Origin of the sequence: Paenibacillus sp. JQZ6Y-1 (genome assembly GCF_040719145.1) — a bacterium.
GTDB lineage: Bacteria > Bacillota > Bacilli > Paenibacillales > Paenibacillaceae > Saccharibacillus > Saccharibacillus kandeliae.
In genome coordinates this window covers 3,054,689-3,069,780 of the sequence record NZ_JBFDUZ010000001.1, presented here as the reverse complement: position 1 = coordinate 3,069,780, position 15,092 = coordinate 3,054,689, and the positions used below count along the sequence as shown (strand labels likewise).

Here is a 15,092-nt window from a genome sequence, read left to right as displayed (position 1 = left end):
GGAGGCGGAATGCCTCCTATTTTTTTGTCACAATATTGACAAAGAATAGCGCCTGAATTAACCTTAGAAAGCGGCTGAGGCCGGCTTGGAATAGATTCAGGGATTGTCTGTATTCTAAGCATGGAATTTCAACTACGTAGATTGGTAATCTTATAGGTAAACTGTAAGAAGATTAATCGACAACAGAACCTTTTCTCTCTGCACGTTTGACGCATATCAGAATGTCAGCATAATGAGGGCTTGTCATGAGGTTTTTTTTGTGCTGTAATGATTCGCTGTCTGCATTGCAATCTGGCGCCAGAGCTGTGATCACAACATCGAGTCTATGTCTGCACAGATACGCTTGACTACAACGAAGACGACATGGATGGAGGATTTACAATGTCTTACTACACACCACAGGAAATTATGAAAATGTCCGCCGAAGTTGGCTTGAAAAAGTCGAAAATGCCGGTATGGACAGTACTAATTCTGGGATTTCTTGGAGGCGCTTTTATCTCACTTGGGTTTTTGGCAGACATCCGTGTTATCGGAACAGCTCCCAAGGAGCTAGGTTCGATTGCAGGCTTTTTCGGGGCAGCCGTATTCCCCGTTGGCTTGATGCTAACATTGCTTGCTGGTGCTGAATTGTTAACTGGTAATATGATGACCATGGCAGCTGCTTTATTTTCCAAAAAAATCAGATTCAGCCAACTGGTGAAAAATTGGGTGCTGGTGCTGATTTCCAACTTTGTTGGCGCGATTTCGATTGCCTACTTTTTTGGGCATGTGGTTGGTTTGACCGAAGGCGACTTTCTTGCCAAAACGGTAGCGATTGCCCACGCCAAAGTAAGCGAAGGCTTCGGTGAAGCATTTGTCTCAGCAATTGGCTGTAACTGGCTTGTTTGTCTAGCTGTTTGGCTTGCTTATGGCAGTAAAGATTCGTTTGGCAAATTCGCAGGTATTTGGTTCCCAATCATGGCATTTGTTGCGATTGGATTCCAGCACGTTGTAGCCAATATGTTCGTTATTCCAGCTGCGATTTTTGGTGGTGCGGATATTACGTGGCTGCAATATCTTGAGAACTTTGTACCAGTATTTTTGGGTAATGTGGTCGGTGGTTCGGTATTCGTCGGTCTAGCGTATTTCCTCGCGTATCGTCATACAATGGATGATGTAGCGACACAGGGCGATATTTCGCAAGCATCCTCTGCGGTTCCTAATCCGCCGCGTGCTGTAAATGAAGCGGCTGTAGGTGGAACGCGCGCGATCAAGCACTAATAGAATAGCGCTTAGTACCGAACCGTTTGTTGCATTTGCATATGGATTTCTCATCTGTATATCGATGTTTGATCTGTATACGGATTTCTCAATCATTATCAAATAGATACAAGCAGGTTCCAGAATGGATGTAGATGCCTGCGGTATCCCATCATACATGTGATGTCTTTATACGATCTAGTCTGATCTACAAACCTTTTATAACCTACCCCAATAGAAAAGCCGTAGCGTTGTCTGTCTGCCTGTATGGCAGTGACAACGCTACGGCTTTTGTTTAGTTCAGTGTAAACATTTGGAGAGTTTGAAAATGAAGAACGGCTTCTGCTTATGCCGGTTTGGCTGTTGGTTCATCATCATTGGTAGTATGAGAGACAGCTGGTTGTGCCGTTGCTTGTCCGATTGTTGGAACCGATTCATTGGTATCCGAAGCTGTAGGCTGCGTGGACTCATCCAATTGGAAGCGATCCAGCTCATGCTGCATTTCTTCGCGAATTCGGCGCAGCTGTTTGACCTGCTCGCTCGATTGCTCGAAAGCGTGACGCTGTTCAACAGTAGAGGCGGTAATTTCTTGGCTACCTGCTGCCGATTGCTCGGTGATGGCGCTAATATTTTCAATCGCCTGCTGTACCTGATTGCTCAATCGTTGCGAGACTTGCATATCGTCGGACAGACGGTGAATATGGGCGGTGATTTTTTCGATCTGACCGCTAGTTTGGGCAAAGGAAGCACTGGTGGAGGCGGTTGCCTGCTCCTGTTGCTCAAACAATTCTACACTGCGTGTTACGGACGCATGCACATGTCCAACTGCCGATGTGATCGACTCGACTGCACTGAAAATCTGGCGTGCTGCTTGAACGGATTGATCCGCCAGCTTCTTCACTTCGCCAGCCACGACGGCAAAGCCTTTACCCGCTTCACCTGCACGTGCTGCTTCGATGGAGGCATTCAGCGACAGCAGATTGGTCTGGGATGCGATATCAGATACGAGTCTGGTCATATTGGCGATTTGATCGGCATTTTGCTCCAAGGAGCTTACGGTTTGCTGCAATTCTGTCATAGCGGCGCGGTTGGTCGATACAAGTTTCAACTGCTCCTGCATCTGTTCATTGCCTTGTTGGATAGAATGCAGAACCTCATTACTATACGATGCAGACTCCGCAGTCGTTTGCAGATTCGTTTGGAACGTATGCTGCATTTGATCAACGACTTCCACGGTTAAACCGAGGTCTTCAGCGATTTTTTGGCTACCGATGGCGAGTTCTTCCACCGATTGCGCAACCTGACGAACGACGTCCTGCATACGATCGTTGCTGCTGTCAATGTCGCGTGCGCGCTCATCTACGCGATTACCTGCTTCGCCGATGGAGCCGACGATATTGCGCAAATTGGAGACCATCTGATGGAAGGAACGATTCAGATCAGCAAGCTCATCTTTGCCTTTTGCCGTAGGCAGCTTGACGGTCAGATCACCACCCGCAATACGCTGGGCAGCTGAGGTCAACACTTGGGTACGGCGGGCAAGCTGTCTAGCAGTATACATATTGAACATACCTACAGCAATCAGCAACACAATCGCACCGAACAGGGCTACTTGTACTGTCGTCGAGATGCTGGATGTCAGATCAGCAGTGTAGCTTTCATAACTCTCTTTGCTGAGCAGCTTCAATTCGTATACATCGTTTTGAATTCCTTCGACACGGATGCTTTCGCGTTTTGCTTCAGCGCTATCTTGTGATTGCATCGCTTTGGTAGCATCATCGGTCAATTGTGTGAACTTGGTTTGGGTACGCTGGAGCAACTGCTGTTCTTCGGTAGAGATTTCGGAGGAAGTCAGCGAATCCAGTGTTGCTTGCGTGCTTTGTATCTGTTTCTCCACAATCGCTTTGTTGCTTTCCGAGATGGAGAAGGAATAGTTGTTAAGCGCCTGCCCGGTCTGGACAAGATCACTATCCAACTGCTGTACATTCAACATAGTCGGCACAAGATCGCTATTTTGCGAGTTGATATTCAGCAGTTGAAAAATGATATATCCGACCAGTACAAGCGAGGCGAGCAGCGATATGATCGCGTTCAGTACCAGTTTGCCTTGTAATTTCATAGGTTCCTCCTGTAATTGGGAAAATGGAAGTCAGCGGAATCAAGACGCATCCAATTGAATGGTAATATCGCCGGAGATTAGCTGCTGCTTCAGTTCATCCAGCTTCTTCTGCTGCTCATCGGTCAATTCAATGACATGAACCGGTGCCAGTCCGACGCCGCCGTCCTGCAAGCCGAATACCATATCCTTTTCCGGGAATTTGCGATTGTTGTCGATATACGTTTGCGTCGTATTGTACAGCGCAACATCAATATTTTTGATCATGGATGTGATGACCGATTTTTCCGCCAAGAAAAATTGATCGCTATCCACGCCGATCGAGTAGACACCTTGCTTTTGCGCTTGCTGCAATCCACCGACACCGGTCAGTCCGGCTACCGTATAGATCACATCGGTATTATGATTGTCGATCATATCTTTGGCAGCAGAGGCACCCAATTCAGGTTTGCCAAAGTCACCAGTGTAATTGATGGTGAATTGTGCATTCGGATTAATTGCACGCGCGCCTTGCTCAAATCCGCTCTGGAATTTATGCAGCAGCGGCGTTTCGATGCCTCCGATAAAGCCCAGTTCGCCCGTTTTACTTGCCATCGCTGCCAAGGCACCAGCGAGGAAGCTGCCTTCTTCTTCTTTAAATGTAATCGAAGCGACGTTAGCGAGGTCAGACTTTTCATCGATCAAAAGGAACTGCTGGTTTGGGTTGCTCTTAGCAATGGTTTCCAAACTTTCCTTGACCGCGTAGCCGAGTCCAATAATCACGTCGTTGTGTTCATCAAGCAATTGCTTGAATGCTTCGTCGTATGTTTTTGTATCTGAGATTTCACGATAATCAAATTTAATTTTGCCTTCATCGCGTGCGCGGATCAATCCGTTAAATGCGCCATCGCTAAATGATTGGTCGCCCAGTCCGATGTCGGACAGCACGATGCCTACTTTCAGTCTGCTATTAGCAGCCTGCGCGGTAGGGCTAATTTGAGCTGCGGAGCATGCGTTTAACAACAGCATAACAGCCAACAGCATAAGACAACTTGCTTTTTTCCAATGATTGTTTTTGTACATTGGCGATTTCCTCTCTGATTCAAAATATTATCCTAGGTTATTATCGGCATTTCAATTTAGTAAGTTAACCGACAAATAGTGATAATATATGCGGAATTGATAAAACTTTAGCAAATTAATGCTTGGAAGCAACTCCATGACAGGGTATGATAGAAATTAATAATTTTTCATAATGAATCAAAGTGCATCAAAGTGATGAATACTACAGCTAACTGGGGGAGAAATATGAAGTATATCAGTACTAGAGGACAGGTTGAGCCAAAAGGATTTATCGATACTGTACTAATGGGACTTGCCGATGATGGCGGTCTGATGATACCGGAACAGGTACCTACTGTATCTGCCGAAACGCTGGAACAGTGGAGCAAGCTGAGCTATGTCGATCTGTTTCTGCAAGTATTCGCCCTGTATGTAAATGATGAAATTCCTGCTGCGGATCTGCGTGAGCTGGCTGAGCGCAGTTATGCTAATTTCCGTCACCCGGAAGTAGCACCCGTTAGCCGCATTAATGATTCTCTGTATATTATGGAGCTGTTCCACGGTCCTACCTTTGCTTTCAAAGATGTAGCGCTGCAATTCATGGGTGAGCTGTATTCGTATATGTCGCAAAAATATGGTGAAGTGATTCATATTCTGGGTGCAACCTCTGGTGATACAGGAGCCGCGGCGATTCAGGGTGTACGTGGCAAGGAAGGCATCAAAATCTGTATTTTGCATCCACACAACCGTGTCAGCAAAGTACAGGAACTGCAAATGACGACAGTGAATGACAGCAATGTGCTGAATCTGTCAGTCAAAGGCAACTTCGATGATTGTCAAAAAGTAATCAAAGATCTGTTCGGCGATCTGCCATTCAAAAAGCAGCATCATCTGCGGGCAATCAACTCCATTAACTTTGTGCGCATTCTGGCGCAAACGGTGTATTACTTCTACGCCTACTTCCGTGCGCAAGAGGGTGCGAATGGTCGCAACATCAACATCTGTGTACCATCCGGTAACTTTGGTAATATTTTCTCCGGTTATTTGGCGAAGCAAATGGGATTGCCCATCAACCGCCTGATCATTGCGACGAATGAAAACAATATTTTAGAGCGTTTTGTGAAAACGGGCGAATACAAGCCGGGCGACTTCCGCAGCACACACAGTCCATCGATGGATATTCAGGTGGCGAGTAACTTTGAACGCTATCTGTATTATTTCCTGAATGAGGATGCAGCCAAAGTATCTGCGTATATGCAGCAGCTGCAAACAGACGGTAAAATCGTACTGTCTGGTGCCGATCTGGAGCAGGTACAGCGCGACTTTGCTGCACATGGCGCTTCCAACGAGGAGTGCTTGGAGGAAATCGGCAAATATCATGCGGAATACAACTATTTGCTTGATCCGCATACTGCTTGTGGTATCGCTGCGTATGAGCAGCACAATGGCGAAGACGAAGTATGTGTTACACTGGCAACCGCACATCCTGCCAAATTTGACGAAGCGATTGTGCTCTGTCAGATCAAACAGGAATTCCCAGAGCCGATTCAAGCGCTGTTCGATATGCCGCAGCATCAAACGGTGATCGACTACGATCAAGACGAAGTGGTTCGTCAGCTAGAATCGTTCTACGCACTGCAAGTATAAAGATGATTCACATCTAACGATGATTGCTTCATCGATTGCTTCATTATTGTATCCTTTTATCCATTCATTCTTGCCGATAGTCGGCACTTCAAGCCGCAGTCATTGTACTGCGGCTTTTTTGACGTTGGGCAGTGGGACAAGGCATAGTATAATAACAGACAATGAATGATACATGAGAACGTTGGCAGCATACAGCATGCCCTAAGCAAGATCCTATTCATGCTGGCGAACATGACGGAGGAATAACAATGACACTGCAACAAGCATTTGCCGCATGGCGGCAGCAATCGGAAACAGTAGTGGAGCAATTGAAGCAACGGGGAGCAGATACGGCGTTTCATTTTAAATCGGTCGCCGATGTGCAGCAAGTAGAGCAGATAGAACAGCAGCTGGAGCTGACTCTACCGACGGAATTGAGAGAATTGCTGATCACCGGAGCGAGCGAAGTCTCGGTAATCTGGTATCTTCCGTCTGAACAGATGGTTCCTTTCGGCTTGGCGGGCGATGTGGGCTGGTCGCTAGAGGTGCTGGATTTTGTAGAGATGTGGTCTGAGGATGAGCATTCACCGGAGCAGCGACGGTATTTGATCTTTTATCATGCCGGAAATGGTGATAGTCTCGTACTGGATCTGAATGATGCCGAGCGTCCCGCTGTATTAAGCTGGAATCATGAAACAGGAGAGTTTCAGCTGCTGGCGAGTTCGCTGACAGCCTTCTTGCAGCGGATTACAGCACTATATGGCATAGGGGCAGAATCATGGCAATATGAGCATTTTGTTGATCATAGCGGTCTGAATATTCATTGTGCTCATGCGCAGCGCTGGCGACAATGGATGCACGATTATGTCCATTTGACGCTAGAGCAGGCGAGTCAGCAATTGGAATCATTGATTCGATATGCAGAGATGAATGATAGCCACGATCTAGCGTTACAGCAAGCATTTGCTGCATTTCCCCCGCAGGAGGTGCTGGCAGCATGGATTAAGCGGATTCAGCAGGAAACGGATACTCATCTGCGCAACGGTCTTATGGAGCATACAGCAAGCATTTGCGGCGCGGTGGCAGCAGATTGGGTACGTGAGCTATGGGCAGCCCCGTTGGATCAGCGTATCAATTCAGCGGTACTGGCGTATATGACAGCGCACTGCTTGCCTGAGCAAGAAGGCTTGCAGCGCATCTATGCTGAATTGGAGCAGATGGAGCAATCGGGTCGTTTAAGCGGATATATGGCGAATAGCTGGCTCAAGCCATTTCATAGTCGTGAAGTGCTGAACTGGATGTGGCAGGATAAGCGTGTCAGCTATCCGTACGATGGTTGGGATCGACTGTTTGCTTGCTCTGAGCCAGCAGTAGAGGACATCTGGCAATGGCTAGGTGGCAGTACGGTGCAGCGTCAGGTGGTCATGAGCGCGCTGGCAATGATAGAGAATGTACAAACTATGTTCCACGAACCGGATCAAATACAACATACACTGGAATTGCTAACGCACCAATTGGAAAAGGCGGTAACGAAAAAGGAAAAAAATCTAGTGAATTGTGCTATAGATGTATTAAACAAATAAATAAATGAACAAATAAACGAATACACCAATGATAGATTGATATATTATTCAACTCAGAAAAGGGGATCGTTATCGTGAACATTCAGCATCGCATTCCGTCGATTGAGGAGTATTTGCATTTGCGTCAAATTTCGGGCTTGAGCGAGATGAGCCGAGAAGGAGCGGAGAAGGGATTGCCGCTCAGTCTGTTTGCCGTTGTGCTGGAAGAACAGGGAGAAGCGATTGGTATGGGACGTGTTGTAGGCGATGGCGGACTGTTCTTTCTAGTGAGCGATATTGCTGTGCACCCAGATTATCAGGGTAGAGGATATGGCAAAGTGATCATGGGCGAAATTACAGCGTATTTGAAGCAACATATGCCGCCGCGTGCGATGGCTTCGCTGTTCGCTGATGTACCAGCAGATCGGCTATATGCACAGTTTGGATTTGAATACGCTGCGCCAGCATCGCTAGGCATGTGGCTGAGGCAACCTTTATCTTCATAAGCTGTCGTACCTATCGTCAGTTGCACAAGCTATCGGAATAATTTTGCTTTGTACTGGCACGGGAGAGAGGCTGGTCGTATAATAGGACTGTTGTTGTGAAACGAAATCGGGATGTGGCGAATGCCTTGTAGTAGTGCTTCCGAGTACCGTCTGCACATTTGTCGCTCCCATACAGCCGGAGGAATGCGTTGTGAGAGTAGAAAAAGATTTTCTAGGCACCAAAGAAGTTCCTGATGAAGCGTATTATGGCATCCAGACGCTGCGGGCAGTAGAAAACTTCCCGATTACTGGTCAAAAGCTGCACCCGGAGCTGATTCGGGCGATGGCGATGGTCAAAAAAGGCGCAGCCCTTGCCAATATGGAACTATCCCGTCTGTACGGACCGAAAGGTGAAGCGATTGTACAGGCTGCTGACGAGATTCTGGAAGGCCGCTGGATTGAGCAATTTATCGTGGACCCCATTCAAGGCGGAGCCGGAACATCGATTAATATGAATACCAACGAAGTCATTGCCAACCGTGCATTGGAAATTATGGGTAAGGACAAGGGCGATTATGTTCATATTAGCCCGAATAACCATGTGAATATGGCGCAGTCGACCAACGATGCGTTCCCAACTGCGATTCATATCGCTACCCTGTCGATGATCGAGCAGCTGCTAGTCGCGATGCGTGAGCTGCAGAAGTCATTTCAGGCAAAAGCAGACGAATTCGATACCGTTATCAAAATGGGACGTACCCATTTGCAGGATGCCGTACCGATTCGTCTCGGTCAGGAATTCCAGTCGTATGCTCGTGTACTCGGTCGTGACATCGTGCGTGTGGAAAATACGCGCGAAAATCTGCTGCATATCAATATGGGCGCAACCGCTGTCGGTACTGGTCTGAACGCCGACCGTCGGTATATTACACGCGTCGCTGAGATTCTTGCTGATATTAGCGGCTTCTCGCTGGCAGCATCGGATCATCTGGTCGATGCTACACAGAATACGGACGCGTATACCGAAGTATCCGCAGCCCTGAAAATTTGTATGATGAATATGTCCAAAGTGGCAAACGATATTCGTCTGATGGCATCAGGACCGTATGCAGGTTTAAACGAGCTAAGCCTGCCTGCTCGTCAGCCGGGTTCGTCGATTATGCCGGGTAAGGTCAATCCGGTGATGTGCGAAGTCGTCAACCAAATTGCTTTTCAGGTCATTGGTAACGATCATACGATCTGTCTGGCTTCCGAAGCAGGTCAAATGGAACTCAACGTTATGGAGCCAGTGCTGGTGTACAATCTGCTACAATCGCTGGAGATTATGAAGCAGGGCTTTACCGTATTCCGTCTGCATTGCGTGGATGGGATTCAGGCAAATGTCGACCGTTGCCGCGAATATGTGGAGCGCAGCGTTGGTATCATTACCGCACTGAATCCGCATCTTGGTTATGAAGTCGTATCGCGGATCGCCCGCGAAGCGATTCAAACGGGCAAGTCGGTACGCGAGCTGTGCCTGCTGTACAACGTACTGACTGAGGATGAGCTGAATATTATCCTTGATCCGTATCAAATGACAGAACCGGGTATTGCCGGGGAAGAATTGCTGCACCGCGAGTAGCGGAAAAGGTGTAGATTCTGATCTGAATGTGTCTATAGCTGGATTAGCAGGGAAATGACTTGCTGTAAGTAAGAACAGCCATTGTAAGATCAAACTAGCGAATACCTTCCAAAAGAGGTATGGATCGAGCATGATTGTAAATCGCTATTATTCCGATGGTAACATACGTTGGGAAAAGCCTGTCCTACTTCAAGGGCAGGCTTTTTTTGCATATAGTGTGATGATTATCTACAAGAAAGTAAATGCAGCAAACAGAAATCAGACACAACTGTTGCTTGCCCACAATGCCGGAATGACGGCAATATTTTAGCTTCTTACTGGCAGATATGATATAGTGCATGTAGAAACCACGCCTGTACTGGCGGCGGCTCCAAGGCAAGATAGCGGTGCAAATGATCCTTTGGCAGCTGTGAACAATAAAGGAACGGAGGGATATTTAATTAACTGATTCACGTCTATCATTACATTGACCAATGGAAGGAATGAGTTTATGAATATGCAAAAGAACTGGATGAAACCTGTATTGACTATTAGCCTATCTGCTGCGCTGCTTGCTGGTAGCGCTTCACTATCTGGATATACTGGCGCACCGACCGCTGTAGCGGCAACTGTTAAATCGGATGTCACTTCTAAGCTGGAAAATCTGGGGCAGCCATTCAAAAGCGAACCATATGCGCGTAATGTATGGGATATGCAAGTATTTGATGGCAAAATCTATCTGGGTAGCGGTAACAGCAGCAATTCCGGTCCTTCGCCCAATGCAGGTCCGATTCCGGTCATTTATTACGATCCGTCTTCTGACAAGTTCGTTACCCAAAAAGTCATTTCCACCAATGCCAAAACAGGCAAGCAAACAACTCGTGAAGTCACTGACGACGAGCAGATCGATACTTTTAAAATTATGAAAGGCAAGCTCTACATACCGGGCAATGATTCCATCGTGCCGGGCTGGAAGTACGGTAATTTTTACGAGCTGAACGGCGAATCGTGGACCGAGTATCAGAATATTCCAGACGCACTACATGTGTATGATCTGGCGTATTATCAGGGTAAAATGTTCGCCGCTATAGGCACTGAGCAAACGCCGATGGTGATGGTGTCTAACGATAACGGCAAAACATGGGACAAGCTAGCGGAAATCGATGGCTATGGTAGCCGTGCGTACAAGTTCTTCCAATTCAAAGGTAAACTGTACGCTGCTGCTATTATTATGCCGGATAACGAGATCTGGGGCGACGAAACCCATGTACTGTCCATCGATAAGAACCTGAAGGTCACTCAGCAAAAAATCAACGGCAAAAACATCCTGCCCGGGATGAAATTTGTGCAGGAACCCGGCAAAACGCCATACAATCGTATTAGCAAAACGGTGGTTCTAAATAATCAATTGGTCTATATCGCTGGTGAATTGTACAATGATGCGCAAACGATGCCGGAAGCGCTGATCGCTGCCAAAGACATTAACAACGCTCGCCGCATTACACTACCGGATCGCAAAGCATTGCCAACCGACATGATTGTGCGTAATAATGTGCTGTATGTGCTGACCTATACAAAACAAAGCGATGGCAGCTATGTGAACCGTGTGTACAAAACACGCAATCTAAAAAACTGGTCGCAGCTACTGCAATTTGAAAAAGGGACGTATGCCAAGTCGCTGGAAGAGTTAAACGGTGACTTCTACTTTGGATTGGGTACAGATACCGAGCCACTGGCAGCATCTGCTGGTCAAATTTTGCGGGTGAAGGCAGCCGATATTCGTAAGTGATTTCGTACCGTATACTTTTTCGTGACAGTGACGAGAAGTGTAAGTGAGCACGAATATAAAAAGCACAATCGTGTTCGCAGCGGCATATGCTGCGGACGATTGTGCTTTTTTGTTATGCTTTGATAGGGAATGGAAACTGACAGTACTCCGAAACATCGGTAATAATTCGCCCGTCATTTCTTATTTTGTAGGTAGCCTTCTCTTTTAATAGGAACATTCTCCATCTTCAATAAGCTCTAGCTACGATTGCTTGCGCTCCGCAGACAGCTCTTTACGCAAATTTAGCGGTGGTGCGATGCGAGCGGGTAGCATCAATCCAAGCTGATTCAAATCCTGCAAAATGCAGCGTACATGATACCGATAGATCATAAGTAAATCCTCACCGTGCATGGTCAGCGGACGAGCGGGAGGAGAGCTGAATTTGAAATCCACCTGTGGCTTTTCTTCCACGGCTTGCGGTGGTTCATCTGTCAGTAATCGTAGCATCCGCATATGCGAATACGTATTGTGATAAATATCGATTTCCTCTTCCAGATGATCCATAATCGTGCGTTTCTTCTTATTCAGATGGAATTCAGAGGTGTAGATTTCATACACCTTCTCTAATTCAGACATATCCTTTTTCAGCGAGCTGATATGTACACCACCGCCTTCGGCAAGCAATTCGTGTGATAGCACTGTAAGACGTTGACGTAGAATTTTGCGTCGCTGCTCCATATTACGCTCATGATTGGGCGGAAAGACCAGATAGTTGATCACTACCGCTACGCCAATACCGATCAGTGTATCCAGTACCCGATTCATCCCGTAAAACCAAGGATTTTCGCCCGGTCGGAGATTGAGCATAATCGCCAGAAATACAATGCTGGCAATGGAGACGGATTTATTCCATTTGAGCAGATTGCAAATGTAAATGACAACGACAATACCGACAGCGGAAAACGCGGCACTATGCGGATCGACGAGAGCGAATGCTATTCCGATCACAGCACCGACAATCGTACCCATCACTCGATTTTTGCCGACGGTATAGGAGTTCGTAACCGAGTTCTCCATCGCAATAATCGTAGCAATGACCGCATAAAATGGATACTCCAGACTGAATACCTGCGAGATCAGCAAGCAGGTCAATACGGCTAGAGCAGTTTTAATATTACGCATACCAATTGCAAATTTCATAGTTTCAATCGATTCCTTCCTGATATTCCGGCTTGAATAGTGGATTTATACTATAATGGATTACCCCAATCTTGTCTATGAAGTTGATCCTGCATGTATATAAATAGTCAATATAAGATTTTGGTCTATTGGTATTGTAAACGGGATAGAGGAACAATTACATTTTTAGCAATTTATTTTTTATAATACTAATTGCAAACCTATCTAATTTGTGTTATTATTTGATATGTCAATGATTGATGGGTCACAGATTCATATAATGACCATTTCATCATCTAGTATTATCAGCGTACAGACAGAAAGGGGAGAAGACTTGTGTCGCAGTCATCATCAGAGGATATATTGTATCAGATACAGGGACTTCAACGCCAGCTATCGTGTACGTTTGAAAAGTGTGCTGGTATCAGTGCATCGCGATTGCAATTGCTTTGTCATCTCTACCAATCGGACGAGATTAGTCAAAGCTCGCTGCAAAAGCTAGTCGGTATCGATCATGCCGCGATTACCCGCCATCTCAAGCAGCTGGAAGTAGAGCAGATCGTCGTTCGACGCAGCAATCCGCAAGACAATCGTATTACGCTTGTGCAGTTAACCGATATGGGACGAGAGAAGATTATATCTTTTCGTCAGGAGCGTGAGCAATACGTAGAGCAGATGCTGAGTGGTTTTAATGAGCAGGAACAACAGCAACTATCGAGTATGCTACAACGCATCAATGCCAATATCGAACATATGTAAGCCTTAGGAAATGAAACGATACAGAGATTAAAAGGAGAGAAACCCAATGACAACTACAAACAATACAACAAACGCAGTAACACCAAGTAATGATTTTGCCAAAATCGCTCTGGAACGTCGTTCTATTAAAAGTTACGACCCAGAAGTGAAAATCAGCCGCGAGGAAATGAACGACATCCTGACTGAGACTACACGTGCACCGTCCTCGATCAACCTGCAACCTTGGCGCTTCGTTGTTGTTCAAAGTGAAGAAGCCAAAGCACAATTGCTGCCACTGGCAAAATTCAATGCGCATCAGGTTGAGACTGCAGCAGCAGTTGTAGCTATCTTCGCTGACCTGCAACATGAAGAGAATGCAGAGTATATTTTCAACAAAGCAGTTGAACTGGGCTATATGCCAGCTGAAGTAAAAGAACGTCAGCTGCCATTCGCACTTGGTTATTATGAGCAGCTGTCCCGTGAAGCTCGCAAAGAAATCGCTCTGATCGACAGCGGTCTGGTTGCAATGCAGCTGATGATGGTTGCTCGTGCACATGGTTATGACACTAACCCAATCGGTGGTTATGACAAAGAGCAAGTAGCTGAAATGTACGGCATGGACAAAGAACGTTATGTACCAGTTATGCTGGTATCCATGGGTAAAGCAGCAAATGAAGGCTACCCTTCGATGCGTCTGCCACTGGACATGATCGCTGAATTTAAATAAGCATATTTGAAATAAAAAAGAGAATGCGAATCGACGATTCCTTTTTCCTTGCACTCGCTGAATGGTGAGTGCAGGAAGTGGAATTTGTCATTCGCATTCTCTTTTTGCTATTGATGCGGTCCATATCGTATTTATGCAAGCTATAGGGTGACATGGTGAAGCTTGAACTGAGATGTAAGCATGCTACATATTGTATTACTTTGCACTTACTATTTTGTCTGACAGCTCAATCGTACATCACAGTCTGAATTTAGCCACCATCATACCAAGATACTCTTTACAAGCAGAACTGAACGCATTCATGGAGCTGCCGGAAGGGGCAAACTTACTGACATATAGCGCGCGCGGCGTGCTGGTCCAATAATCGGTTGGATACGGAAGTACATTCCAGCCTGCACGTTCAAATTCAATCACCGAACGCTCCATGTGCATGGCAGAAGTGATAAGCACTGGCTTACTCCAATGATGCTGTTTGAGCAGTTTCGACGTATTGGCAGCATTTTGCTCGGTATTGAGCGACGCATTCTCAGCGATTACATCCTGTTCTGGCACGCCCATCGCTATAAGCTGGCGACGCGCAATATCCGCCTCATTGCCGCTATCCGAGAATACCTGACCACCGGAGAAAATAATCGGCAATCCGGTTTCGCGATACAGACGCATCGCTGTAATCAGTCGATTGCCTGCTGCACCGGATAAGTTACCAGTGCCATTCATATCTGGTGTTCCACTGGTCGCGCCACCGCCCAGTACAACGATTACATCGCTGCTAGATTGTACGGTAGCCTGCTTTGGCTGTGGATACGTATGCTCCAGACTGCCAATCAACGTATCGGCAATGAGTGGAATCATCGACAGATATAGCAGCACATTCAGACCAAGCAATACACAGGCTGCAGTAGTATGAATTTTCCACAGCCAGATCGTCATAAGCAGCAGTAGAATAACGAACAAGCCCGGTGGCAGAATAAAACTGTACAGAAATTTAACAACATATAACAAGCAAAAACC

At 46.4% G+C, this 15,092-nt stretch carries 12 protein-coding genes; 8 read left to right on the top strand and 4 right to left on the bottom strand.

What is annotated here, in order from left to right:
• Positions 1-381 precede the first annotated feature (381 nt).
• A complete protein-coding gene (locus ABXR35_RS13040; RefSeq protein WP_367060636.1) occupies positions 382-1,260 on the top strand; it encodes a formate/nitrite transporter family protein in 879 nt (292 codons plus the stop codon).
• 325 nt (positions 1,261-1,585) lie between these two features.
• Here the strand turns inward: ABXR35_RS13040 and ABXR35_RS13035 are convergent, their stop codons facing one another.
• The gene (locus ABXR35_RS13035) at positions 1,586-3,358 is read right to left on the bottom strand and encodes a methyl-accepting chemotaxis protein (protein WP_367060633.1); all 1,773 of its coding nucleotides are present in this window, start codon (positions 3,356-3,358) and stop codon (positions 1,586-1,588) included.
• Between the two features lie 39 nt (positions 3,359-3,397).
• A complete protein-coding gene (locus ABXR35_RS13030; protein ID WP_367060630.1) occupies positions 3,398-4,417 on the bottom strand; it encodes a BMP family lipoprotein in 1,020 nt (339 codons plus the stop codon).
• 225 nt (positions 4,418-4,642) lie between these two features.
• Here ABXR35_RS13030 and thrC point away from each other — a divergent pair, with 225 nt between their 5' ends.
• The 5 genes from thrC to ABXR35_RS13005 all read left to right on the top strand — a co-directional run bounded on the left by thrC (position 4,643) and on the right by ABXR35_RS13005 (position 11,458).
• Entirely contained in the window at positions 4,643-6,043 is a 1,401-nt protein-coding gene (gene thrC / locus ABXR35_RS13025; RefSeq protein WP_367060627.1) for a threonine synthase, read from the top strand.
• A gap of 248 nt (positions 6,044-6,291) precedes the next feature.
• Positions 6,292-7,605, top strand: coding sequence for an SMI1/KNR4 family protein (locus tag ABXR35_RS13020; RefSeq protein WP_367060624.1), 1,314 nt, complete (start codon positions 6,292-6,294; stop codon positions 7,603-7,605).
• Between the two features lie 74 nt (positions 7,606-7,679).
• Positions 7,680-8,090: a GNAT family N-acetyltransferase gene (locus ABXR35_RS13015; protein WP_436669335.1), complete on the top strand. Its 411-nt coding sequence runs from the start codon at positions 7,680-7,682 to the stop codon at positions 8,088-8,090.
• Between the two features lie 190 nt (positions 8,091-8,280).
• Entirely contained in the window at positions 8,281-9,690 is a 1,410-nt protein-coding gene (gene aspA / locus ABXR35_RS13010) for an aspartate ammonia-lyase (protein ID WP_367060621.1), read from the top strand.
• Between the two features lie 490 nt (positions 9,691-10,180).
• Positions 10,181-11,458, top strand: coding sequence for a beta propeller repeat protein (locus tag ABXR35_RS13005; RefSeq protein ID WP_367060618.1), 1,278 nt, complete (start codon positions 10,181-10,183; stop codon positions 11,456-11,458).
• Positions 11,459-11,698: 240 nt separating this feature from the next.
• Here ABXR35_RS13005 and ABXR35_RS13000 read toward each other — a convergent pair whose 3' ends face one another.
• A complete protein-coding gene (locus ABXR35_RS13000) occupies positions 11,699-12,637 on the bottom strand; it encodes an FUSC family protein (protein ID WP_367060615.1) in 939 nt (312 codons plus the stop codon).
• A gap of 315 nt (positions 12,638-12,952) precedes the next feature.
• Here ABXR35_RS13000 and ABXR35_RS12995 point away from each other — a divergent pair, with 315 nt between their 5' ends.
• Together ABXR35_RS12995 and ABXR35_RS12990 are read left to right on the top strand one after the other, a co-directional pair.
• Complete coding sequence (locus ABXR35_RS12995; protein ID WP_367060612.1) at positions 12,953-13,375, top strand: MarR family winged helix-turn-helix transcriptional regulator; 423 nt, start codon at positions 12,953-12,955, stop codon at positions 13,373-13,375.
• A 46-nt stretch (positions 13,376-13,421) separates the two neighbouring features.
• The gene (locus tag ABXR35_RS12990) at positions 13,422-14,081 is read left to right on the top strand and encodes a nitroreductase family protein (protein ID WP_367060609.1); all 660 of its coding nucleotides are present in this window, start codon (positions 13,422-13,424) and stop codon (positions 14,079-14,081) included.
• A gap of 237 nt (positions 14,082-14,318) precedes the next feature.
• On the opposite strand, the gene ABXR35_RS12985 is transcribed toward ABXR35_RS12990, so the two are convergent.
• Positions 14,319-15,083, bottom strand: a complete 765-nt coding sequence (locus ABXR35_RS12985; protein WP_367060606.1) for a YdcF family protein — start codon at positions 15,081-15,083, stop codon at positions 14,319-14,321.
• Between the last annotated feature and the right edge of the window lie 9 nt (positions 15,084-15,092).